24 protein-coding genes, 2 tRNA genes and 1 pseudogene are annotated in these 23,192 nt (G+C 39.7%); 12 read left to right on the plus strand and 15 right to left on the minus strand.

Going from position 1 to position 23,192, the window contains the following annotated elements; all coding sequences use genetic code 11:
* The first annotated feature begins 3 nt into the window (after positions 1-3).
* On the plus strand, positions 4-555 hold the full coding sequence (gene rsmD / locus FTU64_RS13635) for a 16S rRNA (guanine(966)-N(2))-methyltransferase RsmD (protein WP_168378319.1): 552 nt from the start codon (positions 4-6) through the stop codon (positions 553-555).
* A gap of 56 nt (positions 556-611) precedes the next feature.
* On the opposite strand, the gene FTU64_RS13640 is transcribed toward rsmD, so the two are convergent.
* Positions 612-1,109, minus strand: a complete 498-nt coding sequence (locus tag FTU64_RS13640) for a hypothetical protein (protein ID WP_180060047.1) — start codon at positions 1,107-1,109, stop codon at positions 612-614.
* A 223-nt stretch (positions 1,110-1,332) separates the two neighbouring features.
* Between FTU64_RS13640 and FTU64_RS13645 the strand changes: the two genes are divergently transcribed.
* Together FTU64_RS13645 and FTU64_RS13650 are read left to right on the plus strand one after the other, a co-directional pair.
* Positions 1,333-2,070, plus strand: a complete 738-nt coding sequence (locus tag FTU64_RS13645) for a sulfite exporter TauE/SafE family protein (RefSeq protein ID WP_180060050.1) — start codon at positions 1,333-1,335, stop codon at positions 2,068-2,070.
* 191 nt (positions 2,071-2,261) lie between these two features.
* The gene (locus FTU64_RS13650) at positions 2,262-2,591 is read left to right on the plus strand and encodes a hypothetical protein (protein WP_078189873.1); all 330 of its coding nucleotides are present in this window, start codon (positions 2,262-2,264) and stop codon (positions 2,589-2,591) included.
* 93 nt (positions 2,592-2,684) lie between these two features.
* Here FTU64_RS13650 and FTU64_RS13655 read toward each other — a convergent pair whose 3' ends face one another.
* Positions 2,685-3,263, minus strand: coding sequence for a 1-acyl-sn-glycerol-3-phosphate acyltransferase (locus tag FTU64_RS13655; protein WP_171262613.1), 579 nt, complete (start codon positions 3,261-3,263; stop codon positions 2,685-2,687).
* 280 nt (positions 3,264-3,543) lie between these two features.
* Here FTU64_RS13655 and FTU64_RS13660 point away from each other — a divergent pair, with 280 nt between their 5' ends.
* Positions 3,544-4,026, plus strand: a complete 483-nt coding sequence (locus FTU64_RS13660) for a copper resistance protein NlpE (protein WP_180055800.1) — start codon at positions 3,544-3,546, stop codon at positions 4,024-4,026.
* 95 nt (positions 4,027-4,121) lie between these two features.
* Here FTU64_RS13660 and FTU64_RS13665 read toward each other — a convergent pair whose 3' ends face one another.
* Positions 4,122-5,912 carry a YadA C-terminal domain-containing protein gene (locus FTU64_RS13665; protein WP_180055801.1) on the minus strand — a complete coding sequence of 597 codons (1,791 nt, stop codon included), beginning with the start codon at positions 5,910-5,912 and terminating at the stop codon, positions 4,122-4,124.
* A gap of 510 nt (positions 5,913-6,422) precedes the next feature.
* Between FTU64_RS13665 and FTU64_RS13670 the strand changes: the two genes are divergently transcribed.
* Positions 6,423-6,797 carry a hypothetical protein gene (locus FTU64_RS13670; RefSeq protein WP_180024135.1) on the plus strand — a complete coding sequence of 125 codons (375 nt, stop codon included), beginning with the start codon at positions 6,423-6,425 and terminating at the stop codon, positions 6,795-6,797.
* A 430-nt stretch (positions 6,798-7,227) separates the two neighbouring features.
* Here FTU64_RS13670 and groL read toward each other — a convergent pair whose 3' ends face one another.
* The 4 genes from groL to FTU64_RS13690 all read right to left on the minus strand — a co-directional run bounded on the left by groL (position 7,228) and on the right by FTU64_RS13690 (position 11,114).
* A complete protein-coding gene (gene groL, locus FTU64_RS13675) occupies positions 7,228-8,862 on the minus strand; it encodes a chaperonin GroEL (RefSeq protein ID WP_078192965.1) in 1,635 nt (544 codons plus the stop codon).
* A 73-nt stretch (positions 8,863-8,935) separates the two neighbouring features.
* Complete coding sequence (groES, locus tag FTU64_RS13680; protein ID WP_078192966.1) at positions 8,936-9,226, minus strand: co-chaperone GroES; 291 nt, start codon at positions 9,224-9,226, stop codon at positions 8,936-8,938.
* A gap of 183 nt (positions 9,227-9,409) precedes the next feature.
* Positions 9,410-10,195, minus strand: a complete 786-nt coding sequence (locus FTU64_RS13685; RefSeq protein ID WP_180055802.1) for a metallophosphoesterase — start codon at positions 10,193-10,195, stop codon at positions 9,410-9,412.
* Positions 10,176-11,114 (minus strand): diacylglycerol kinase family protein, encoded by a 939-nt coding sequence (locus FTU64_RS13690; RefSeq protein ID WP_180055803.1) that lies wholly within the window; start codon positions 11,112-11,114, stop codon positions 10,176-10,178. The genes FTU64_RS13685 and FTU64_RS13690 overlap by 20 nt, the downstream gene beginning before the upstream one ends.
* A gap of 412 nt (positions 11,115-11,526) precedes the next feature.
* Here FTU64_RS13690 and FTU64_RS13695 point away from each other — a divergent pair, with 412 nt between their 5' ends.
* Positions 11,527-13,359, plus strand: a complete 1,833-nt coding sequence (locus FTU64_RS13695; RefSeq protein WP_180055804.1) for a phosphoenolpyruvate carboxykinase (GTP) — start codon at positions 11,527-11,529, stop codon at positions 13,357-13,359.
* An 80-nt stretch (positions 13,360-13,439) separates the two neighbouring features.
* On the opposite strand, the gene glpD is transcribed toward FTU64_RS13695, so the two are convergent.
* Complete coding sequence (glpD, locus tag FTU64_RS13700) at positions 13,440-14,957, minus strand: glycerol-3-phosphate dehydrogenase (protein WP_180055805.1); 1,518 nt, start codon at positions 14,955-14,957, stop codon at positions 13,440-13,442.
* Between the two features lie 355 nt (positions 14,958-15,312).
* Here glpD and FTU64_RS13705 point away from each other — a divergent pair.
* The 3 genes and pseudogenes from FTU64_RS13705 to FTU64_RS13715 form a co-directional block, all read left to right on the plus strand.
* Positions 15,313-15,489, plus strand: a pseudogene (locus FTU64_RS13705) (alpha-ketoglutarate permease); the annotation flags it as partial.
* Positions 15,490-15,776: 287 nt separating this feature from the next.
* The gene (locus tag FTU64_RS13710) at positions 15,777-17,096 is read left to right on the plus strand and encodes an MFS transporter (RefSeq protein ID WP_078190125.1); all 1,320 of its coding nucleotides are present in this window, start codon (positions 15,777-15,779) and stop codon (positions 17,094-17,096) included.
* Positions 17,097-17,294: 198 nt separating this feature from the next.
* A complete protein-coding gene (locus FTU64_RS13715) occupies positions 17,295-17,723 on the plus strand; it encodes a hypothetical protein (protein WP_078193296.1) in 429 nt (142 codons plus the stop codon).
* 67 nt (positions 17,724-17,790) lie between these two features.
* Here FTU64_RS13715 and FTU64_RS13720 read toward each other — a convergent pair whose 3' ends face one another.
* Positions 17,791-18,459 carry a methyltransferase gene (locus tag FTU64_RS13720; protein ID WP_180003940.1) on the minus strand — a complete coding sequence of 223 codons (669 nt, stop codon included), beginning with the start codon at positions 18,457-18,459 and terminating at the stop codon, positions 17,791-17,793.
* Between the two features lie 237 nt (positions 18,460-18,696).
* Positions 18,697-19,545, minus strand: coding sequence for a bifunctional methylenetetrahydrofolate dehydrogenase/methenyltetrahydrofolate cyclohydrolase FolD (folD, locus tag FTU64_RS13725; protein WP_078192972.1), 849 nt, complete (start codon positions 19,543-19,545; stop codon positions 18,697-18,699).
* A 152-nt stretch (positions 19,546-19,697) separates the two neighbouring features.
* Between folD and FTU64_RS13730 the strand changes: the two genes are divergently transcribed.
* A tRNA-Cys gene (locus FTU64_RS13730) sits at positions 19,698-19,771 on the plus strand.
* Positions 19,772-19,781: 10 nt separating this feature from the next.
* A tRNA-Leu gene (locus FTU64_RS13735) sits at positions 19,782-19,867 on the plus strand.
* 154 nt (positions 19,868-20,021) lie between these two features.
* On the opposite strand, the gene FTU64_RS13740 is transcribed toward FTU64_RS13735, so the two are convergent.
* Positions 20,022-21,014 carry an NAD(P)H-quinone oxidoreductase gene (locus tag FTU64_RS13740; RefSeq protein ID WP_180041692.1) on the minus strand — a complete coding sequence of 331 codons (993 nt, stop codon included), beginning with the start codon at positions 21,012-21,014 and terminating at the stop codon, positions 20,022-20,024.
* A gap of 131 nt (positions 21,015-21,145) precedes the next feature.
* Between FTU64_RS13740 and FTU64_RS13745 the strand changes: the two genes are divergently transcribed.
* On the plus strand, positions 21,146-21,496 hold the full coding sequence (locus FTU64_RS13745) for a co-chaperone YbbN (RefSeq protein WP_180041690.1): 351 nt from the start codon (positions 21,146-21,148) through the stop codon (positions 21,494-21,496).
* A 13-nt stretch (positions 21,497-21,509) separates the two neighbouring features.
* Here FTU64_RS13745 and FTU64_RS13750 read toward each other — a convergent pair whose 3' ends face one another.
* The 4 genes from FTU64_RS13750 to FTU64_RS13765 are packed head-to-tail and all read right to left on the minus strand — an operon-like array spanning position 21,510 to position 23,085.
* Positions 21,510-21,770: a DUF2798 domain-containing protein gene (locus tag FTU64_RS13750; protein ID WP_111885646.1), complete on the minus strand. Its 261-nt coding sequence runs from the start codon at positions 21,768-21,770 to the stop codon at positions 21,510-21,512.
* Positions 21,771-21,783: 13 nt separating this feature from the next.
* Positions 21,784-22,101, minus strand: a complete 318-nt coding sequence (locus FTU64_RS13755) for a DUF3861 domain-containing protein (protein ID WP_180011006.1) — start codon at positions 22,099-22,101, stop codon at positions 21,784-21,786.
* Entirely contained in the window at positions 22,098-22,619 is a 522-nt protein-coding gene (locus FTU64_RS13760) for a PadR family transcriptional regulator (RefSeq protein ID WP_180060052.1), read from the minus strand. The genes FTU64_RS13755 and FTU64_RS13760 overlap by 4 nt, the downstream gene beginning before the upstream one ends.
* Before the next feature lie 55 nt (positions 22,620-22,674).
* The gene (locus FTU64_RS13765; protein ID WP_180060054.1) at positions 22,675-23,085 is read right to left on the minus strand and encodes a hypothetical protein; all 411 of its coding nucleotides are present in this window, start codon (positions 23,083-23,085) and stop codon (positions 22,675-22,677) included.
* Between the last annotated feature and the right edge of the window lie 107 nt (positions 23,086-23,192).

The following is a 23,192-nucleotide window of genomic DNA, read 5'->3' on the forward strand; positions in this document are numbered from 1 at the left end:
TTCATGAAAAATCAATTAAGAATCATTGGGGGTGAATGGAAACGCCGTCAACTGCCTTTTGCCAGTATTGACGGTTTACGCCCTACACCTGACCGTGTCCGCGAGACATTATTTAACTGGCTCATGTGGGATGTTCAAAATGCCAAAGTCCTCGACCTCTGTACAGGTTCAGGGGCATTATCGTTTGAAGCACTCTCACGTGGTGCAGCAGAAGCCGTTTTAATTGAACCTGATCGCACCCAAGCGAAGTTTCTCATGGACAATTTAGAACTCTTAAGGGTGAGCAAACAACGTGTGCAACTCAAAAACATGACGGCACAACAAGCCATTCCTAACTTGAAAGATCAATTTGATCTGATTTTCTTAGATCCCCCTTATAGTCTTGATTTATGGCAAGAACTTGCTGAATTGGTCGATCCGTGCATTGCAGACAATGGTTTAATTTATATCGAAGCTGACCGTGATCTTGCTCAGTTAAAGCTCCCGAGCAGTTGGCAGCAAATCAAACAAACCAAAGCAGGTACGGTACGTGCAGGCTTATATAAAAAGGCTTAATGTAAATGCACACAAAAAAGGACGTCAATGCGTCCTTTTTTATTACTTGAAAATCATTAAACCTGTGGTCTAAGTGGACGCTGGCTGTTAAATCCACCTGGGGTTTTAGCTTTATCCACGGGCGTTACTTTAGGACGTTGTTGCTGTGGTTTTTGCTGCTGGGGCTTGCTTGTATTGGGTTTAGCTGGCGTCTGAGGCTTTGCGCTTGGACGATGCACATTTGACGGATGCTGAGATGAAGGTTTCTGTACATTCGGTTTATGCGCATTTGGTTTATGCACATTCGGTTTATGAGTATCGTCTGGACGGCTATTCGAATTCGGTCGTGGTGAGTTTGGTCGATGTTGCAGGCTATTCACTCGACCATATGAACGGTCATAACGCTGACTTGAGTCATAACGCTGTCCGTATGAACCACCATATTGACCTGAATAACCATATTGATTTGCATAGCCATATTGATTCGAATGGTATCGGCCATCATCAAATGGCGCCACGACACACCCTGTAAATGTAACTGCAACCACAGATAGCAAAGCAACTTGTTTAAGCATGTGTAGCACTCCTCTTTGATGAAGAGCATTTTCACCTCTTTGATGAAGAGCATTTTCACTTATCGAAATGAATTCAATCGGAAGTCTGTGTACATCTGCTGTATTTAAACATTCATGTTTTATTCATCATTTAACATCCAATTTTTCTTCATTTGCTCAGTCAGCCACATTTATATAGAAAAATTCACTACAATAGCGCCACGTATTTCAAAGCTGTAATTTAATGACTTGGCTGATTTTTATTCTTGGTGCCATCTTTGCGGGATTCGTACAAGGATTAACAGGGTTTGCATTCGCCCTTATCGCAATGTCATTTTGGGTTTGGATACTTCCCCCGCAAATAGCCGCACCCTTGGTCGTCTGCGCTTCAGTTTATAGCCACTTCATTTCATTATCATCAGAACGTAAAAGCATTCCGATCAATAAAAATATCATTTATCCCTATTTAATTGCAGGAATTTTAGGTGTACCGCTCGGTACGTATTTATTAGACAGCATTAATCCAGATACATTTAAATTGGTTTTGGGCGCTTTTTTAATGTTTTGGTGCCCAATTTTATTTTTTAATCCTAAATTTTCATTCATCCAAAAATCAGGGAAATGGGCGGATTCTAGTATTGGATATATTGCTGGAATCTTGGGTGGTCTTGGAGGCTTTTGTGGTGCATTACCCTCTGCATGGCTCATGCTGAAAAATACACCCAAAGCAGAACAACGCTATATTTTGCGACATTTCAATTTAGCCATTCAGCTCGTCACACTCATTAGCTATCTGCTACAAGGGATCATCCATCGTGAACATCTGCCCTATTTAGCCGTGCTTTTGGTGATTATGGCTTTTCCCGTGATTTTTGGTGCCAAACTTTTCTATCGTATTTCAGAACGCCAATTTAAGCATATCGTGTTAGGGCTATTATTTTCTTCAGGCTGCTTCTTGGTGACAATGAGTATCTTAACCTGATGACTCAAAACCTAAAGATATTTTGTCCAAATCATTCTAGAAAAACCCCTTCTCAGTTAGATATTCACATCTTGTAACAATGACACAGTTCACATTTAAATAAAAATTAGCCAAATGGTAAAAAAGTAATTAATTTTTCTGACGAAAATTAATAGAATATTGCACCTCATAATTTTGCTTAAAATAAAACCATGAAAAAGTTCATCCTGCTTGCAGGTGTAACTCTGCTTAGCGGCTGTATGTTTGGCACGTCCAGCGAAATTAAAAAAGCTGAAAAACTACTCTCACATTTTCAATGCAATAATATTGAAAGTTCACATATGACTCATAGCTCGATTACAAGTTTTCATGAAGAAAAACTGGCATCAAGTAAACAAAAGGTCGTGTCATATATCGACAGCTATAAAGAAGGCGAAAAATTATTTCGTATCCCGCTCATTGATGTAGTTGATCAGCAATACATTATTTATAAGGCGGCATGTCAAAATCTGGGCGGTATCCATCCCGACTTTAATGATTAAAATCAATATAAAAATCTAAACAGAAGAATCTAAATAGAAGAATCTAAACATAAAAAAGGACAGCCGATGCTGTCCTTTTTTTGGATTGTTGGATTAGTGATAGCGTGTATCGACACTGAATTTTTCAGGAAATTTGGCATGTATTTGCGCGTAAAAATCCATGATTTCAGCCATATCTTTTTCATAATCGCCTGTAGGATAAACAATTTTACCCACCCCAGTCTTTTTCTGCGCATAGTCCATATAGGCTAAAGCAATCGGCACACCCGCTTGCATAGCAACATGGTAAAAACCAGTTTTCCACTTCTCTTGTTTGGCGCGTGTCCCTTCTGGCGTCACCAACATGACCAATTTTGGATGATGCTTGAACAAGTCAGCCATCAGCTCAACCATACTTTGACGAGCTTCACCATCTTGTTTTGGACGTCGATTAATACCAATTCCGCCCATGGCACGTACAAAAGGCCCAAACGGGAATTTCATATAACTGTCTTTAATCGTGATACGAACATTAACCCCTAAAGCTTTCAGGGCAAGGCGTGCATAAAGTGCATCCCAATTACTGGTATGTGGCGCTGCAATCATGACACATTGGTCGATATTTAAATCCCAATGGTTATCAATTTGCCACCCCATTAAGTTCAGACTTTTTTCCGCTGTTTTTTCAAACACAATTTGCACCGACAGTTTTTTCTATGCCACAGAGTTTAACAACGCAAAATAATTATAAAAGCCTATATTGTTCAGTAATCCACCAATTAATATATAAATGTCCTTTAGCGTTCACTTTTAGGTAAATCACCAATATTTCACTATTTACGAATTTTAAAAATCAAATGTCTGTTTTGATGTATTAACCAAACACACAATTGTTAACAAGAATAGGCTATTTTTCTTGCGCAATAAAAGCCACGCTTAGCATTATATTGGGTACGTACGGTGTATAAATCTCATGAAAAAACTAATGCTCGCTCTCTGTATGGTCAGTGCAACCTTAACGGCATGTTCAAAGACTAGCAATGATTCTGAAACTGCGACACCACCAGATAATAACGTCATTGCCAATACCGACGCTGCCTCAGAAAGCCCGATTGCCACAGGTGATAACACCGAAAATGCACTTGATTGGGCGGGTGAATATAAAGGAATTCTGCCTTGCCATGATTGCAAAGGAATTGAAACCGAACTTGAACTTAAACTTGATAAGAGCTATGAACTCAGCCAAGAGTTTTTAGGTAAAGCTGCAAACACTGAAAATAAAGTGAAAGGCAGTTTTAAGTTTTTGCCAGATCAACCTGGGATGATTCAACTTGATGCCCAAGGCGACAATCGAATTTATTTTGTAGGCGAAAACTTTATTGAGCTTCGTGGTGATAAAGGTGAAAAATTGGAAATGCCTGAATTTAATTTCCAGCTCACTAAAAAGCTTGATTAGCGTTTTTATTTAACATTTGTAGTCATATGTTAGTCATAAAAAATCCCCGCAAAAGCGGGGATTTTTTGTTTAATCCAAATGTATTAACGGGTTAATTATTTACCGCCAAATACATAAGAAAGACCTACACGACCACCAACTTCGCTACCACCAGCAACACCGATTGCAGCGCTAAGTGAAGTACGGCCATCAGCAAATACGCTTGCAACACCTAGAGCACCTGCAGATTCACCTTCGTAGTGACCAACACCACCAAATACTGCAAATTGACCTGCACCAATGTTAGGAATTTGTTGTTGAGCAGCTAAAGCAATTGCAACACCACGGTAAGCTGTTTTCTCTACGTCATCAATACGGCTGTTCAATTGGTCAACACGGCTGTTTAAACCAGCTGCAACAGTATTGAACTGAGTTAAACGCTCATCAACTTGTACGATTTTTTGGTCAACTTCAGCAACTTTAGCATCAATAGCTTCTGTTGCACCTGCTACAGCACCATCAACAGAAGATTTGATGTTGTCAACAATACTTACGCCATTGATACGGAAATCACCAGAGTCAACATAGTCAGCAGTGATTTTTGTTGTTGCAGTAGTTTGCTTACCTTCTGAATCAACAGTCGTTTTCTTAACTTCAACGCCATAAACGTTTTGGTCATCTACTTTATTAATCACACCAGTTGAAACTGATTGAGTAGTTTTGATAGTAGCCTCACCAACGTTTTCATTAGCGACTGCAGTAGCACCAGTAGCACCAGTAGTTTTTACAATACCTGCTTGAAGTTTAGATTTATCTACAGATGTAACCGATTCGCTATAAGTTACATTTTTATTAGTAATTGTATTATGAACAACTGCTTGTTCAAATTTACCAGTTGTATATGTTGCTGTACCTGTACGAGTTGGTAATAAATCAGCTACATCTGCTGCTGTTACATCAGCAACTCCTGCCAGTGTATAATTACCATCAGCATTTTCAGTTGCTGCATAGAATTTTGAAGCAACTTCATTGCCAGCGTCATCATTATAAACTTCAAGAATTGTACGACTACCAATAGTATATTGACGAGTTTTTAATGTCGAACTATTTGCTGCACCTACTTGTTTTTCATTTGTAATAACACTGCCGTCATACTGAAGAGTGCCTAAGCTAAGATCAGCTAATGCAATACCATTACCTGTTAATGCAACAAAATTGTTGCCATCTTTAGCACTTACACCATAAATATTTTTAGATACATCTAAAGGCTGACCAGTTACGGCATCATATGCACCAGTATTTCCAATAATACCTGAGTTTACATATTTAGAATTTGAAGTACCTGGAACGATTAGTGTACCTTTAAACTGAGTAGTAACACCTTCTGGATTAATATACGCACCTTGTAATTGTTGATTCAAACCACCAACATTACCTTGATAACCATATACTAAATGTTCATTATTAATTGCTTTTAACTCATAGCCAGTAGTTGTTGTACCAGCTGTAGAATCCATTAATTGACCGCCATTAGATAGCGTGTCAAGTAAAACATCATTACCCTTGTATTCTACTAGTTGATCATTTCCAGCAGCATCTTTAACAAATTCAAAAAAACCTTCAGATGTTTTTGAACCCAACTTTGTTACGCTAACTACTTCTTTACCAGATGCCGTTTTATAGTTAAAAATTTCATAAGTTACTTGAGAACCATTTCCAGTAACTGAACTAACAGCACCAGTCCCCAAGTCAGTCCCGCTAGTACCTTGATTAAGAACTGGTGAGAACACATAACCTGTACTATTAAACAAACCTTCAGATCGCTGGGTTGGATTTGCATTTTTTGCATTTGCACCAACTGCTAAAAATGCCAAACTTGCTGCTAAAAGTGTCTTTTGAAATTTCATACAAATTCCTTCAATTTTTATAAAAAGACTGGTAGACCCTAGGATGATGTTTACCAGCGAAACTTTTACGAATGCGTACTTATCGTCTGGAGAATCCGCAATTCATAGCCAACCGCCCCTGCGGTGCTGTGGCAATAATATACAAAATGAAACATTAATATCAATCAAAATTTGATTTATTTTTAAATAAAAAATATTTTAATTCTTTTTTTTATACAAAAAATACTATAATTTATTGTTTTTTTGATATTTTTTATATAATAAAATTAATATTAAAGAATTATATTTCCTTTAACTTTTACTCTTTAATCAATCAATATTTGATTGCTCGTAAACACGTATCGTTTATCCTCCTTACAAAAAATTACTCTTATTTATCAATAATTAGACGAAAAATGATTGTTATTTATTTGGCTATTTTCTACAATCAACATTTAAATTTACCGGACTCTTATCGACATTCTGTTACATTTAAGAGTCCTTAATTTTTGTAAGCAGAATCAATGAAATATGAGTAATCTACAAGAAAAGTTAGCTTTTAGTGAACGCTTGAAACAGGCACTAATAGATTCAAATCACCCTATTAGCCCAACTTATTTGTCAAAAGAGTTTAATCATAGATATGATGGCGCTCCTGTTTCAGTACAATCGGCAAATAATTGGTTATTAGGTAAAGCGATTCCAAATCAAGATAAACTGGCTATTCTTTCTATTTGGCTCAATGTCACTAGCCAGTGGTTACGCTTTGGCGACAACACATTAGGATCATCCAATCTTGAGTCAAATGATCAATCAGAACTTGATTATTTTTTAAAATTTCGGACATTGAATGCGAGTCAAAAACAAATCATCAAAGATTTAATTGACCAATTCATTCAGAGATAGAACTATCCTTATTCAACAATTTTAAATATTTTTTATTTTCAAGCTCGTAAAAATTAATTCTCTCTTCATAGTCACGTATTGTCTTGTAAAGCATCTGTAACTCTTTTTTACTCACGAGAATTTTTTCACAATTGGGATCGAATACTTTTGAATGTTTATTCATGCATTTTATTCGCTTACCGTCTTGATTTATCATTGCTATTCTTATAAAGAACATGTTGATAAAATCATAAATTAAAATTTTAAATATTCCAATATATAAATCATACAAATCAATAACAATTTCTTATTCTCAATATAAAGAATAAAAATGATCACATGTTTTACATTAATTTGCGTTATGTTATTCAAATAATCACATAATTACAACACACATCACAAAAAAAACCCTGCAAAATGCAGGGTTTAATTTTATCTTGCAGCAATTAGCTTACATCATACCGCCCATGCCACCCATACCGCCCATATCAGGCATAGCAGGTTTATCTTCTGGAATTTCAGTGATCATACATTCAGTTGTAAGCATTAAGCCCGCAACAGATGCAGCATGCTCAAGCGCAGAACGTGTTACTTTCGCTGGGTCAAGAATACCCATTTCTAACATATCGCCATACTCTGAAGTCGCAGCGTTATAACCGAAGTTACCTTCACCGTTTTTCACAGCATTGATTACAACTGAAGGCTCATCACCAGAGTTTGCAACGATTTGACGAAGCGGCGCTTCAATCGCACGACGTAAAATATTGATACCAACATTTTGATCATCGTTAGCACCAGACACACCTTCAAGTGCTTTTGCAGCACGTACAAGTGCAACACCACCACCTGCTACAACACCTTCTTCAACTGCAGCACGAGTTGCATGAAGTGCATCATCAACGCGATCTTTCTTCTCTTTCATTTCAACTTCAGTTGCAGCGCCGATTTTGATTACAGCAACACCGCCTGCCAATTTAGCAACGCGTTCTTGAAGTTTTTCTTTGTCGTATTCTGAAGTTGATTCTTCAATTTGAGCACGAATTTGAGTTACACGTTCAGCAATTTGCTCTGCAACACCTGCACCATCAACAATTACTGTGTTTTCTTTAGAAACAGTCACTTTATGCGCTGTACCTAAGTGCTCAAGTGTAGTTTGGTCTAAAGACATACCAACCTCTTCAGAAACTACAGTCGCGCCAGTTAAAATCGCGATGTCTTGAAGCATCGCTTTACGACGATCACCAAAACCAGGTGCTTTAACAGCACAAACTTTGATAATGCCACGCATGTTGTTTACAACAAGAGTTGCAAGTGCTTCACCTTCAACATCTTCAGCAATGATAAGAAGCGGTTTACCTGTTTTAGCAACAGCTTCAAGTACAGCAATTAATTCGCGGATGTTGCTGATTTTTTTATCAACAAGAAGAATGTATGGGTTTTCAAGTTCAGCTGTTAGTGTATCTTGCTTGTTTGCAAAGTACGGGCTGATGTAACCACGGTCAAACTGCATACCCTCTACAACATCTAGAGAATCTTCAAAGCCTGAACCCTCTTCAACTGTAATTACACCCTCTTTACCGACTTTTTCCATTGCTTGAGCAATAAGTTTACCAACAGTGGTGTCAGAGTTCGCAGAAATAGAACCTACTTGTTCAATCGCTTTAGAGTCAGATGCAGGTTTTGCAGTCGCTTTAATTTCAGCAACTACAGCTTTAACCGCGATGTCGATACCGCGTTTAAGATCCATTGGGTTCATACCCGCAGTTACTGATTTAATCCCTTCATTAAGGATTGCTTGTGCAAGAACAGTTGCAGTTGTTGTACCGTCACCCGCGATGTCGTTGGTTTTTGAAGACACTTCACGAACTAGCTGAGCGCCCATGTTTTCAAACTTATCTTTTAACGTGATTTCTTTAGCAACAGAAACACCATCTTTAGTGATGTGCGGCGCACCGAAAGAACGGTCGATGACAACGTTACGGCCTTTAGGACCTAAAGTCACTTTTACAGCATCTGCAAGTACATTTACACCCGCGATCATTTTTGAACGCGCTGAATCACCAAATTTTACGTCTTTAGCTGACATGTCTAACTCCGAATCTTTTTAAAATTTTTAACAATTTATGATGAATAAAAGGGTCTAAATGCGTGTACGAAACTTAAGCTTCAAGTACCGCTAAGATGTCAGACTCTTTCATAATAAGAAGCTCTTCGCCTGCTACTTTTACTTTTGTACCGGCATAAGTGCCAAACAATACGTTGTCACCAACTTTAACGTCTAATGCACGTACGCCATTGTCAGTTACTTTGCCATTACCTACAGCGATTACTTCGCCTTGAGCAGGTTGTTCAGCTGCTGAAGTACTTAAAATAAGACCACCAGCAGTTTTAGTTTCCTTTTCAACACGGCGAATCACAACGTTGTCATGCAAAGGACGAATATTGCTCATAGTTAACTCCAGACTAAGTCTATTTACTAGATAAAAGACGATGACATTTTGATTTCCGTAAGCCATCGACAAAAAATAATTTAGATGACACTTTTGTGGGGATGGAAAAAAACCCTTCAAGGGCAAAATTTAATTTTTTTCATTTTTTTGTATTTTTTTTCTTCAAAATTTAAATTTAAAGGATTAAAGCTCATCCAAAATATGAGTACTAAGATTTTCTTCGAATATTTTTAACTTTGAATGATAAAAATAATGCTGCACATTCATCTGCTCATCAATGACATTAAAACTGTTGGCAAGGTTATCGTGTAGGCGATATGACATTGCAGTTCCAGCATGAATATCCCAAACTGGATGCGCAGCACCTAAAGCATAAATCTGATTGAGGTCATAGCTGGCTGGAACATGTAAATGCCCATGCAATAAACCATTTAAACCGTGTTGACTCCACTGTTCGAGTGCCAAACGCCCTTGAACAGGACAATCTTTCACACCATGCGGGTCATTGGGCGGCGTATAAAAAGGTTGATGCGCTATGATTAATTTCACTTTATTGGGCGGCGCATGTTTAAGTAATTCCTCGACATGATGTATTTGCTCCAGCGATACATGCCCTCGCGTATGGTAACGACGGCGAATACTATTGATCCCAATTAAATAAAAATGCTCGGTTTCCAGTACATTTTCCATGGCACCAAAAAAAAATTGATAACGTGCAAAAGGGCTAAAAACACGGTTCCATAAATGATATAGCGGAATATCATGATTCCCCGGCACAACGATATAAGGCAGCTTTAAGCTTTCTAAAAATTGCTTACATGCATAAAACTGACGATAACGCGCACGTTGGGTCAAGTCTCCACTGGCAACCACGGCCTCGATACGCTGTTCACGACAAAATTGCTGAATAGCGCGCATACACTCTGGCTTTTCAGTGCCGAAATGCAGATCAGACAGATGCAGTATCATGTGGCACCCGTATCTTTAAGGCTTGTTTTTGCACTCGAATTTTAAGCGGCGGTTTCATTTCTACAATCTCACCATCCACAGCAACGGTCATTTTTTTTCGTTGGGTATGTATGGTGACTTCATCAGCGGCAAAACTATACACATCTGGTGCATTGTCGATATTGCCACGGATCAATTGCCATAAAATTTTAAATAAAGTTTTCTTATCACTTTTTGCGACCACCACACCTGCAACTTTACCTGCCTCTGCATCTTTAGCGATTTGCAAATTTAAATCGGCCAATTGCAATTGATTATTGCCAAAAAAGATCAAGGGCGTTTTGACTGGATAAATATGATGATCGACTTCGATTTCCAATTTTAACTCTTTGCGATCTCGAATCAGCACATCCAAACCTGAGGTATAAGCATGTAATGGAAAACGACCAAACTTTTGATTATAAAACTCTCTTTTTTGTATAAATAATGGATACAAGCCTAAACTGGCATTGTTTAAATAGATATGTTCGTTGATTTGCGCCACATGCACCTGTCGATTAGTGCCTGTCGCAATCACCTGTGCTGCTTGAATTAAATCGAGAGGAATATTGAGTACCCGCGCCACATAATTAAATGTGCCCAAAGGTAAGACCCCCATAGGAATATCGGTATGCATCAACTGATGAGCAACAGCATTTAAGGTTCCATCACCACCTGCAGCAACCACAACCCCCAAATTATCAGGGTCTTGATGGCGTGCAAATACCTTGCTCATTAAAGTATCAAAACTCGCTTCCTGCCCAAGCTCAAATGACTGTATTTCGAAATTATGATCGGATAATATCCGCACAAGTTCCTCGTAGACTTCATCTTTGTTTGCAGCATGAAATCCTGATTTTTTATTATAGATAATAGATAAAGGCTTGGCTTGTTTAATCACTTTTTATACATCTTGGCCGCTTAGTATTGTATTTTGTCGAATTTAACAGCAAATAATAGCGCCTTTATGTAAAAATCGAATTACCACCATTTATTTAATCAATAATAATTCTCAAATACAAATTACATGCAACTTTTTGTTTTTATTAAAAATAACTATATAAAATATTGTCCATCACGTTAATAAATAAAGTGAAAATTCACCACATAATATGTTAAGTTATTGTATTTTATCTATATTTAATATAAATAGCATTAACTACCAAAAAAAATCTACCACTTCTTTAGTCTTATTTTTTTTATGATTTTATGCTTTAATACAGCCACTTTTTTTCATCTTTTATCTGCATGATGTATCCCATAATGCAGATTATACTTTGTACGGTTAGTACATTTTTGAGATAGGCCTCACCATGACCCAAGTGAACGCACCAGAATTCGTTCGTCACCCTAAGCTCATTGCTTGGGTGGAAGAAATTGCCAAATTAACCAAACCAGCAAAAATCGAATGGTGTGACGGTAGCGCAGAAGAATATCAACGTTATATCGACTTGATGATCGCTAACGGCACTATGCAAGAACTTAACCAAGAAAAACATCCTGGTTCTTACCTTGCTAATTCTGATCCTTCTGACGTTGCTCGTGTTGAAGGTCGTACTTACATCTGTTCTGAAAAACAAGAAGATGCAGGCGCAACAAACAACTGGGAAGCTCCAGCTGAAATGCGTGCTCGTCTGAATGGTTTATTTGACGGTTCAATGAAAGGCCGTACTTTGTACGTAGTTCCTTTCTCTATGGGTCCTTTAGGTTCTCATATTGCTCACATCGGTATCGAACTTACTGATTCTCCTTACGTTGCTGTAAGCATGTCTAAAATGGCTCGTATGGGTAAAGCTGTTTATGACGTACTTGGTACTGACGGTGACTTCATTCCTTGCGTACACACTGTTGGTGCTCCGCTTGAAGAAGGTCAAAAAGACGTTGCTTGGCCTTGCAACCCTGAAAAATACATCGTTCATTATCCAGAAACTCGTGAAATCTGGTCTTACGGTTCTGGTTACGGCGGTAACGCATTGTTGGGTAAAAAATGCCTAGCTTTACGTATTGCATCTTCTATGGGTCGTCAACAAGGCTGGTTAGCTGAACACATGCTCATCCTTGGCGTGACTAACCCACAAGGCGAAAAACACTACATCGCAGCTGCATTCCCTTCTGCTTGTGGTAAAACAAACTTCGCGATGTTGATTCCACCAGCGGGTTACGAAGGTTGGAAAATTGAAACTGTAGGTGACGATATTGCTTGGATCAAACCAGGTGAAGATGGTCGTTTATATGCAATCAACCCTGAAGCTGGTTTCTTCGGTGTAGCACCTGGTACAAATACCAAGACTAACCCAAACTGTATGGCGACTCTTCATAAAGACGTAATCTATACCAACGTTGCTGTAACTGACGAAGGTGAAGTATGGTGGGAAGGTCTGACTAAAGAAGCGCCTGCTAACTTGACTAACTGGAAAGGTCAGCCACACGTTGCTGGTGAAAAAGCTGCGCATCCAAATGCTCGTTTCACTGTTTCAGCGGGTCAATGTCCTTCTATTGATGCTGACTGGGAAAATCCAGCAGGTGTTCCGATTTCTGCGTTCATCTTCGGTGGTCGTCGTGCAGACACAGTGCCTCTAATTTCAGAAGCATTTGACTGGGTTGACGGTGTTTACAAAGCTGCAACTATGGGCTCTGAAACAACTGCTGCTGCTGTTGGTCAACAAGGTATCGTTCGTCGTGACCCATTCGCAATGCTTCCATTTGCGGGTTACAACATGGCTGACTACTTCTCTCACTGGTTAGAACTTGGTGAAGAAGTTGCTGCTAAAGCTAAAGCTGCTGGCAATAAACTTCCTGGTATCTACAACGTGAACTGGTTCCGTCGTGATGCTGAAGGTAACTTTGTATGGCCTGGTTTCGGTCAAAACATGCGTGTTCTTGAGTGGATCATTGACCGTTGTGAAGGTCGTGCAGACGCTGTTGAAACACCTATCGGCCTTGTTCCAACATACGAACAATTGAACTGGACTGGTTCAGACTTCACTAAAGAGCAATTCGAGCTTGTAACTTCTCAAGATAAAGATCAATGGATCAAAGAACTTGAAAGCCACACTGAATTGTTCAACAAACTTGGTGATCGCTTACCAAAAGCACTTAAAGTACGTCAAGACGAACTTTTAGAAGCTGTAAAAAAATCTGCTTAATCGGCCTTTAATTTCCCTCCTTTAAAAGAGGGATTAAGAAAGATTTAAAAGACCGCCTTGTGCGGTCTTTTTTATATCCACTAAGCCACATCTTGAGCTTTTTGTTTTATGCGAATTGCCATTAAATATTCATCCAAAACATCAACTTCAGCTGCGCTGAATTGCAAATATAACTTTGTCCGTCTTTGCAAAATATCTTCAGAACTTCTCACCCATTCCTGCTCAACTAAATAATCCACTTCTTGAGCATACAAGCCATGTCCAAAGTTTTGCCCAAGCTCATCAATCGAAGTTAAATGATTCAGCAAAATCCAGACACGGGTTCCATAAGCATGCGCCCAACGACTGGCCAGGCTGCTCGAAACACCTCGCACTTTTTGTTGGATTTCAACTACCAACTGCTCTACCGATTCTAAATTTTCCGCACCAGGCAATGTTGCATCAGCAGTCCAAGGTTTGGATCGATGATGAAAAACCGTTTTAAGCTGATCTAGCGCCGCTTCTGAAAGTTTTCGGTAAGTGGTGAGTTTGCCACCAAAGATTGAAAGTAATGCAGCCCCTTCTACATCGGTCAGTGCCAAGGTGTAATCTCGCGTGACTGCGGCTGGATTATCTGACTCATCATCACACAGCGGACGCACACCTGAATAAGTTGAAATAATGTCCGTTTGCGTCAATTGAGTTTTAAAGTGATCATTTGACACATCAAGCAAGTAATCGATTTCTTCCTGGCTTATCTTTACTCGATTTGGGTCTGCGTGATATTCACGATCTGTCGTGCCGATCAAGGTATATTGTTCTAAATAAGGGATCGCAAAGACAATGCGATGATCATCATTTTGCATAATAAAAGCTTTATCACCCTCAAAAAGTTTTGGAACAATGATATGACTACCCTGTATCAGCCGTATACCATAAGGTGACTCTTGCTTTAACCCCTGTTTTATAAAGTCAGCAACCCAAGGACCTGCCGCATTCACCAAGACTTTAGCCTGCACATTTTGCAATCCCTTGGCATTTTTTAGACATACCTGCCAAATTCCAGCTTTGCTATATGCATTTAAACATTCTGTTCGAGTCAGAATCTGTGCACCATGTTCTCGTGCTTGTATCGCATTCAGTACAACTAAGCGTGCGTCATCTACTGCACAATCGGAATATTCGAACCCTCGGGTAAATTTGGATGCTAAAGGACTAGCTTCCACATCAAATTCAATACCATTTGAGCCTGAAAGCTGTTCTCGCTTACCCAAATAATCATAAAAGAATAATCCAGTCCGAATCAGCCAAGCCGGACGTAAGTGCGGTTCATGTGGCATGATAAAACGCATCGGTCGAATAATATGAGGGGCTTTTTTAAGCAGAACTTCGCGTTCTGCCAGTGCTTCACGTACCAAACGAAATTCTTTATGCTCTAAATAGCGAAGACCACCATGAATTAATTTGCTACTTGCAGATGAAGTGTGGCTCGCGAGATCGTCTTTTTCACAGAGCAAAACACTTAAACCCCGCCCCGCTGCATCACAGGCAATACCAACACCATTTATTCCACCACCAATGACCACCATGTCATATATTGATTGTTGTTGTGTATTCATCGCTCCCTCCCGCTATGTCTTTTTATTCAACAATGCTTCGTTTTCTTTGCTTTATTATTTTTCTCATTGATCATGCTTTTTTGATCAAGTACCTATTTTGATCAAGATATTTGTACGCTGAGTTTTTTATATCCTTCAATAAATGAGAAGTTATATTTTAAATGTACGTTTAAAAGCTTGCTGGCTCAAGCATGAAATCAATCATTTTAAAGTCAGAACCTATATTCAAAGCAAACATAATTACAAGCAGTTGATTTGTATTTTTTTTCAACCTAATCTTTTTTAAAATTTTATTTCAAGCTTTTATATATTGCATGTTCAGCTGCAGAAGCCTTCAGTTTTGATGTACCCCGTTTATGCACTTACAGATACCATCTTTGGTGGTACTGCAGAATTTTTTGCCCTAAGTTTCAAAGAAGCTGGCTATGAGACATGGTTCTTCATCTATGTAACCATCATGATTTTTATTTCATTATTGGTCTACGTCTTTATGAAAGACACCAAACACCATTCCAAAATTCAGGAGCATTGATCAGGTTCATTTGATGATGACTTATTGATCAAGCTGATCAAAAACAGCATGTTTTTCCAATCAAAGCCTCAATCGATGAGGCTTTGTTGTTTTCATTTAGTCGTGAAAAATCTATCTGATCAAAAAAATCGCATTTTATAGACTAAAGTCGCATGATTTTCTGCGACAACAGGAGTATAAATTAAATAAATATAGTTCCATCTCCCATTTCGACAAAATATATTGATTTAAACTTTTCCCAAAGAGTTTAAATGGATATGTTTTGCATTCATTCCTTGGAGAATGATGTGTCAAACTCATCTGAGCCAGTTGTTCCTGAACAATTGGATAGAAAAACTCGTGTCAAATCTATCCTCGGCGGATCTGCCGGCAACCTCGTTGAATGGTACGACTGGTATGTCTACGCTGCCTTTACCCTTTACTTTGCACCGCAATTTTTCCCTGACGGTGACAATACTGTAAAACTCTTACAAGCAGCTGCAGTCTTTGCACTCGGTTTCTTAATGCGTCCAATCGGCGCATGGGTCATGGGTATTTATGCGGACCGTAAAGGTCGTAAAGCAGGTTTAACGCTGTCTGTATCGTTGATGTGTGTCGGCTCACTGATGATCGCATGTGCACCAACCTATGATTCTGTAGGCATGCTCGCACCCGCTATTCTACTTTTAGCGCGTTTACTCCAAGGCTTAAGTGTTGGTGGTGAATATGGTTCTAGTGCCACCTATTTGACTGAAATGGCAGGTAAAAACCATCGTGGCTTCTTCTCAAGTTTCCAATATGTCACACTGATTTCAGGTCAGCTATTGGCACTTTGCGTTTTAATTATCTTACAACGCAATTTCTCAGAACAAGCTTTAACTGAATGGGGCTGGCGTGTTCCGTTCTTCATCGGTGCATTACTCGCTATTGTGGTGTTCTGGATTCGTCGCGGTTTAGTTGAAACTCAATCCTCTAAAGAAGCTCAAGAACAAGCTAAAAATGGTGGTCCAAAATCAGGTGCTTTAGCGTTATTTACCAAATACCCTAAACAAGCCTTCACTGTGATCATGTTGACTGCCGGTGGTACTTTAGCGTTCAACACTTTTACCACATATTTACAAAAATATTTGGTCAACACGTCTGGCTTTGAAAAAACCACAGCAACTGAAATTACCACTGCTGCAATTTTCATCTTCATGCTTTTACAACCTGCTGTCGGTGCGCTTTCAGACAAAATTGGTCGTAAGCCAATTATGATCGCCTTTGGTGTGCTTGGTGTGCTGTTTACCATTCCTATTTTCAATGGTATCGGTTCAACTACCAGCCCAACCACAGCATTTATGCTTTGCATGAGCGGTATGGTGATTGTCACTGGTTATACTGCGATTAATGCCGTAGTAAAAGCAGAGTTGTTCCCTGCACACATCCGTGCCCTAGGTGTTGCATTGCCTTATGCCATTGCAAATACACTCTTTGGTGGTACCGCAGAACTTGTAGCTTTGAGCTTCAAAAATGCAGGCCATGAAAACTACTTCTTCTACTACATTACATTCATGATTGGTTTATCTTTAATTACCTATGTCTTCATGAAAGATACTAAAAAACATAGCATGATCACTGACGATTAATTCGCTCAGCCCTGCTATTCCACTTAAGCTCATCAAAGCCTATTTTGATGAGCTTTTTTTATCTCCATTTCCATCTACTCATCGTTTCGGCTGCATCAAAGATTTAATCAAACTTCTTTGGCTTTCTTTGTTTTCGCCATCGAGTCGACAGACGGACTATGGCATACTGAACATACAAATACACACGGCGAATGAATGATGAAAAATATTTACAAAGTTTTAAGTTTGGGTATTGTTGCAATGTCGATGGCTGCTTGCCAAAGCACTCCACGTGCTTTTAATGGTCAAACGGGCTTTCAAATAGAGTCCAAATCTGCAGATAGCGCAACACTTGCATATACTTTAGCGGGTCGCCAAAACCAACAACTGGATGCCAATAAATTACAACGTGCTTGCCAAAAAGTATTAAATACGCAAAAGACCTATAAATTACAAATCTTAAGCGTGAACGAAATTGCAAATCCTGCTTTGGAAAATACCCAGTACGGCCGTCAAATTGGTAATACACGTGCGAACTTCGGTCTATCAAATACTCCTGATCTACGTAACTCTGAAAACTTAGGCGCGCGTGATGCACTCGATGCTCGCCCTGCCACCTTACGTGTGGTTCGCTATACCTGTTCTTAATCAAATTTGCTGTTCAAAAGATAAAAATAAGACGCTTAAAGCGTCTTATTTTTTATGGGTTTAATATTTATAGGGTTTTATAAAAACTCACATTACGAAACTCAGGTGATTCATCCAAATCAGGCCATGTTGTCGCGCTTCGTTCATCGAGTTTTTCATATTTAGGATGACTAAAGTTTTTCACACGACTGTCTGCCACCCACACTTCAGGAGCAAACTTTAAAAACTCATCCAAAAAGAAACGATTGCATTGGTCATACAGCACATCGGCAGCCAATAAAATATCGACTTGCTCCGCTTTATACAGATCATCTAAATATTCGAGTTCAACATTGTTTAGCTCTGCATTGGCACGGCATGCATCTAGGCTCACTTGGTCGATGTCACAGCAGATCACGCGTTTCGCCCCTGCCATTTTCGCGGCAATCGCCACCACGCCTGAACCTGCACCAAAGTCCAACACGACTTTATCTTTGACATGATGCGGCTCTGCCAACAACCACTGCGCCATTGCAAGCCCTGAAGCCCAACAAAAGATCCAATACGGCGTATCATTCCATATACGACGAATGACTTCATCATCCAATTTATCGGTTGGAAATACAGGCGGTATCAACCATAAAGAAATGGGGGTTTCAGGCAACTGTTGTGCATGTAATTCACAATGCGGAATGACTTCATGCAGTGCTTTCAGTAAATGTTCAGGGGCTTGGGGGAATTGGAAAGTACAGCTCATTAGAATTTTATTTTTCGAATATGCAGAGTTTTAGTGTCATATAAGCCTAAATTAAGATCGGAAGTTCCCTCTCCTTTTAAAGGAGAGGGTTAGGGAGAGGATTATTTATAAAAAAGCACCCTCACCCCAACCCTCTCCCACAGGGAGAGGGAGCAGCATAGAATCAATTTGAGACGATCAGTTCCCTCTCCTTTTAGGAGATGAGAAGCATTGCTTCGCAAGGGAGTGGTCTAAAGATTAACCCAACGCTTTTTCAGCAGCTTCAACAGTTTGACGAATCAACGTTGTAATGGTCATAGGACCTACACCACCCGGAACAGGTGTATAAGCAGAAGCAACTTCTTCAATACCCACCAATTGGATATCACCTACACCGCCGCCATCACGTGGATGGAAGCCAGCGTCAACAACCACTGCACCTGGTTTGATCCAATCTTTTTGAATCAATTCAGCTTTACCTACCGCACCCACAATAATGTCAGCTTGCTTAACAAAGTCAGCTAAGTTTTGAGTACGTGAGTGGCAAGTGGTCACTGTTGCATTCGCTTCAAGTAGCATCGCAGACATTGGTTTACCCAAAATTGCAGAACGACCCACAACAACCGCATGTTTCCCTGCGATTTCAATGTTGTTTTCTTTTAAAATGGTCATGATGCCTGCAGGAGTCGCAGAACCATATGCTGCTTCACCCATTGCCATACGGCCGAAACCTAAGCAGGTCACGCCATCCACGTCTTTTTCAAGAGAGATCGCATCGAAACAAGCACGCTCATCAATTTGAGCAGGTACGGGGTGTTGTAACAAAATACCGTGAACATCTGGATTTGCATTCAATTTTTCAATTTCAGCAAGCAATTGCTCAGTTGTGGTTTCTTTAGGAAGCTCAACTTTTAATGAATCCATACCAACACGGCGGCAAGCATTCCCTTTCATACGTACATAAGTTGCAGATGCACCATCGTCACCTACCAAAATAGTCGCAAGAATTGGGGTACGACCAGTTTTCTCTTTTAGCGCTTCTACGCGAGTCAACAAGTCAGCTTCAATTTTCTTCGCCAATGCACGACCATCTAAAACTAATGCCACGGCACTTCTCCAAGTGATGATATGAATCAATTTTGCACATAATACATGATTATTTTAAATTTTTTACCTTGTATGCTGCTTTTATGCTCATACAGATGAATCTGCTATTGTTTTTTTTTCAGAGCTTGCTAATATACGCATCAACAAGACATGGCGGGGTGGCAGAGTGGTCATGCAGCGGACTGCAACTCCGTGTACGCCGGTTCGATTCCGACCTCCGCCTCCAATCTTGTTAAGCCCGAGTGGTGAAATCGGTAGACACAGGGGATTTAAAATCCCCCGCCCACAAAGCGTGCCAGTTCGAGTCTGGCCTCGGGCACCATTCTTCTACTACTGAAGATGGTGTAATAAAGAACCCAGCGATAAGCTGGTTTTTTTATGCCTAAAGTTTAGTAAGACAATAAAAAAGAGGGACATCGCCCTCTTTTATTATTTTAAAACACCCTGCAAATACATCGCGTTTTAAAAATAATCCTTTAGATCACTTCAACCACAATCTTACCCACATGGTCGCCTGTATCCATGGCTGCATGTGCTTCTTGAATTTGATCAAACTTAAATGTTTTGTAAATCATTGGCAGGCATTCACCTTTAGACCATAACGGAACAACATTTTCCTGAATGCCTTTGGCAATCTCTGCTTTTTCTGCAGTATTACGCGCACGCATGGTTGAGCCTGTAATCGTCAAGCGCTTCATCATGATTTGACCCAATTTCACCTCTTTGGCTTTTGCACCGCCTAAAAATGCGATATAGACCAAACGACCATCACGACGCAATAGATTGAGGTTCTGCGCCAAATACGGTGCTCCAACGATATCTAGAATGACATCTACACCTTGCTCATTGGTCGCTTCATTAATCACTTGCTCAAAGTCTTGAGTCTTGTAGTTAATCGCATGTGTGATATCAGAGATCGCTGCTACTTTTTCATCTGAACCGACCGTAGCAAAGGTTTTCATGCCCAAGGCATTACACAGCATGATTGCTGTGGTTCCAATACCGCTAGTACCGCCATGAATAAGTACCGTTTCACCTGCTTTGGCTTTACCCATTTGGAATACATTGGCCCATACGGTAAAGAAGGTTTCAGGAATGGCTGCCGCTTGGGTAAAGCTGACGCCTTCAGGAATCGCAATGGTTTGGCTTTCAGGCACCACGCAATATTCTGCATAACCGCCACCATTGGTCAGTCCGCAAACCTTATCGCCCACCTTAAACAAAGTGACTTCTGCACCCACAGCAACCACTTCGCCTGCAACCTCTAAACCCGGTACTGGTGTTACCCCTTTCGGCATTGGGTACAAGCCTTGGCGCTGTAAAATGTCTGGACGATTGATGCCAAAGGCATGCACTTTTACCAACACTTCATCCGCTTTCGCTTCTGGGATGGCAACGCTTTCATAGGCCAGTTTATCTACACCGCCTGGCTCAGTAATAATGACCTGCTGCATGCTTTGCTGTGACATTGTTTTTCCTTTTCAATTATTGACTATTCATCTATCTATGCACTATTTGAACATAGAAAGCATACAGATTGAATAACAATGGACTTATGTATAATTGGCTGACTATTTAGCAAATTAATAATAGGCAGCACATGGTTCAGGTTGTTGAATATAACGAAGATAACGCCAGCGACTATGAATGGTTCGATGGTTTTGCCGTGATTCGTTTCTATGCAGACTGGTGCGCGCCCTGTGTGCAGAACTTCCCTGTATTTGAGCAGTGCGCAAGTCAAATGTCCGCACAGCATGCACAGCTCAAATTTGGCAAGGTAAATATTGATTCCTCACCGATACTAACCTTGCGCTATAACGTTTATGGACTACCTTCAACCTTAGTATTTTATCGCGGGCAAGTCATTCAACGTATTGCAGGAGTTAAATCGCTGACTGAATTAACAGCCATCATTCAAGATGCTATGCAGTCACATTCAACTCATGACTAAACGGATGTACCTTTTATTTGGATGCAGACTCATTCGGCAGGCGTACAAACTTCATTAAAGTATTACGCACCAATGGCAACACGATCAAAATGAGCGGGAACGCCACCATCCATGACATACCCCAAGCGCGCAGCCAAATACCAAGAAAGCCTTCAACTAAGCCTTTATTCATCAGCATATTAAAGCAGGAAATTGAACCGCTCATAATGCCGGACAGAATTAGAGGCATCAGCCAAGTCATGTGTTTGGGATGAAATTTTGGGAGTTGATTCATCTGTAAATACCTATTATTCGTCTTGGGCTGCGTTCTGGGCTTTTACGGTTTGTTTTAGTGTTTTCATAAATTGGCCGAAATGCGGCATGAAATCTTTAAATAAAGGATGGTCTTTATTTTCCAACAAGGTTTCACCAAACAGTTTCAGACCCACAGCAAAGGCTTTGGTCTTTTCATCATCTAACAATTGCGCTTTGGTCAAATGCTCCAGCACCTTAAACATATCATCATGGTTGTAGGCATTAAACTGCAACGCTTCGGTATAAGTCGAAGGATTGCCCTGCGCATCAGCAATGTGTTTGAGCGTGATTTCATATTGATGCTGTTTCATTGTGTCACCTCCATACGGCTGATTTCGACTGCCGCCTGATCGATTTTTTCTGCAATGGCATAGACCTGTTCAGGTGTTAGTTCACAGTGCTGAATTTTGATGCGCAGTGATGCTTTTAAGTTTTCCATCGCACGTTTGATGTCGACGTATTGTTCGTTGTTATGAATCTGCTTACGGGTATCAAAACGACACAGAATTTTCTCTACTGTGGCTTTTTCGGCATCCAGATGCGCTAAGCCTGACTGCGTAACGCTGTATTGTTTACGGTCTTCCGCATTTAGTTCTGCATGTATGTATTGCTGTTCTTCGAGGTAATTCAGCGTTGGGTAAATTGTACCTGTGCTTGGACTGTAACCGCCACCGACGATTGCTCCAACATCTTTGATAATGTCATAGCTGAACTTAGGCGCTTGGGAAATAAGATGCAGCACCAATAGTTTCATGTGCCCTGCTTCAAACAGGCGTTTTCGGATTTTAACTAGACTATCGCTACCGTCGAGAAGGTCTGAATTTGACATCGCAAAGATACACCTTAAGATTAATTAAGATATATCTTAATACAATTGAATTATATTAACCTACTTTTTTAATTCTTATTTTGTTTGGAGCTTCAATTAAAATATTAACTACTTCCATCGGTTTACAATTTTCACTAAACCAGAATTGTAATTTTTTACCCTTAAATGGCCTTATCCTAACTGATCCATTTTTATTAGCATTTCGATCTATTTTAGCTATATCTAGCGGAATAGCACCATCACCAACATAAATATCCATTTGACTTTCATGCGTACCTAAGTAGCTAGAATATGAAATTCCAAAGTTAATACAGCTCCAATTAAAATACGTATCATGCAAAGTCAACTTATATATTGGCATTTCATTGATTTCATTGATTTTGAACCTATTCCCATTCCACTTAGGTTTCAATTCTTTTATCAAACTATCTTCCAAACCAGCAGCTAGATTAGGGTCTGTTGACATTTGTTGATTAAAAAAATAGCGAGATAGTAAAATTAAATCGCCAAACCCAATTTTACACTCGCTATGCCTCGAACAATGCTAAATGATCAACACTGGTCCAAGTTACT

Source organism: Acinetobacter sp. YH12128 (assembly GCF_013418655.1).
GTDB lineage: Bacteria > Pseudomonadota > Gammaproteobacteria > Pseudomonadales > Moraxellaceae > Acinetobacter > Acinetobacter amyesii.

Excerpts from the sequence above, each read along its gene's own strand:
- FTU64_RS13720 (WP_180003940.1), bottom strand. The coding sequence starts at position 18,459 with ATGAGCTGTACTTTCCAATTCCCCCAAGCCCCTGAACATTTACTGAAA.
- FTU64_RS13640 (WP_180060047.1), bottom strand. The coding sequence starts at position 1,109 with ATGCTTAAACAAGTTGCTTTGCTATCTGTGGTTGCAGTTACATTTACA.
- FTU64_RS13660 (WP_180055800.1), top strand. The coding sequence starts at position 3,544 with ATGAAAAAACTAATGCTCGCTCTCTGTATGGTCAGTGCAACCTTAACG.
- FTU64_RS13765 (WP_180060054.1), bottom strand. The coding sequence starts at position 23,085 with ATGTCAACAGACCCTAATCTAGCTGCTGGTTTGGAAGATAGTTTGATA.
- FTU64_RS13695 (WP_180055804.1), top strand. The coding sequence starts at position 11,527 with ATGACCCAAGTGAACGCACCAGAATTCGTTCGTCACCCTAAGCTCATT.
- FTU64_RS13645 (WP_180060050.1), top strand. The coding sequence starts at position 1,333 with ATGACTTGGCTGATTTTTATTCTTGGTGCCATCTTTGCGGGATTCGTA.
- rsmD (WP_168378319.1), top strand. The coding sequence starts at position 4 with ATGAAAAATCAATTAAGAATCATTGGGGGTGAATGGAAACGCCGTCAA.
- FTU64_RS13670 (WP_180024135.1), top strand. The coding sequence starts at position 6,423 with ATGAGTAATCTACAAGAAAAGTTAGCTTTTAGTGAACGCTTGAAACAG.
- FTU64_RS13665 (WP_180055801.1), bottom strand. The coding sequence starts at position 5,912 with ATGAAATTTCAAAAGACACTTTTAGCAGCAAGTTTGGCATTTTTAGCA.
- FTU64_RS13740 (WP_180041692.1), bottom strand. The coding sequence starts at position 21,014 with ATGTCACAGCAAAGCATGCAGCAGGTCATTATTACTGAGCCAGGCGGT.
- glpD (WP_180055805.1), bottom strand. The coding sequence starts at position 14,957 with ATGAATACACAACAACAATCAATATATGACATGGTGGTCATTGGTGGT.
- FTU64_RS13745 (WP_180041690.1), top strand. The coding sequence starts at position 21,146 with ATGGTTCAGGTTGTTGAATATAACGAAGATAACGCCAGCGACTATGAA.
- groES (WP_078192966.1), bottom strand. The coding sequence starts at position 9,226 with ATGAGCAATATTCGTCCTTTGCATGACAACGTTGTGATTCGCCGTGTT.
- FTU64_RS13685 (WP_180055802.1), bottom strand. The coding sequence starts at position 10,195 with ATGATACTGCATCTGTCTGATCTGCATTTCGGCACTGAAAAGCCAGAG.
- FTU64_RS13750 (WP_111885646.1), bottom strand. The coding sequence starts at position 21,770 with ATGAATCAACTCCCAAAATTTCATCCCAAACACATGACTTGGCTGATG.
- FTU64_RS13760 (WP_180060052.1), bottom strand. The coding sequence starts at position 22,619 with ATGTCAAATTCAGACCTTCTCGACGGTAGCGATAGTCTAGTTAAAATC.
- groL (WP_078192965.1), bottom strand. The coding sequence starts at position 8,862 with ATGTCAGCTAAAGACGTAAAATTTGGTGATTCAGCGCGTTCAAAAATG.
- FTU64_RS13650 (WP_078189873.1), top strand. The coding sequence starts at position 2,262 with ATGAAAAAGTTCATCCTGCTTGCAGGTGTAACTCTGCTTAGCGGCTGT.
- FTU64_RS13755 (WP_180011006.1), bottom strand. The coding sequence starts at position 22,101 with ATGAAACAGCATCAATATGAAATCACGCTCAAACACATTGCTGATGCG.
- FTU64_RS13715 (WP_078193296.1), top strand. The coding sequence starts at position 17,295 with ATGAAAAATATTTACAAAGTTTTAAGTTTGGGTATTGTTGCAATGTCG.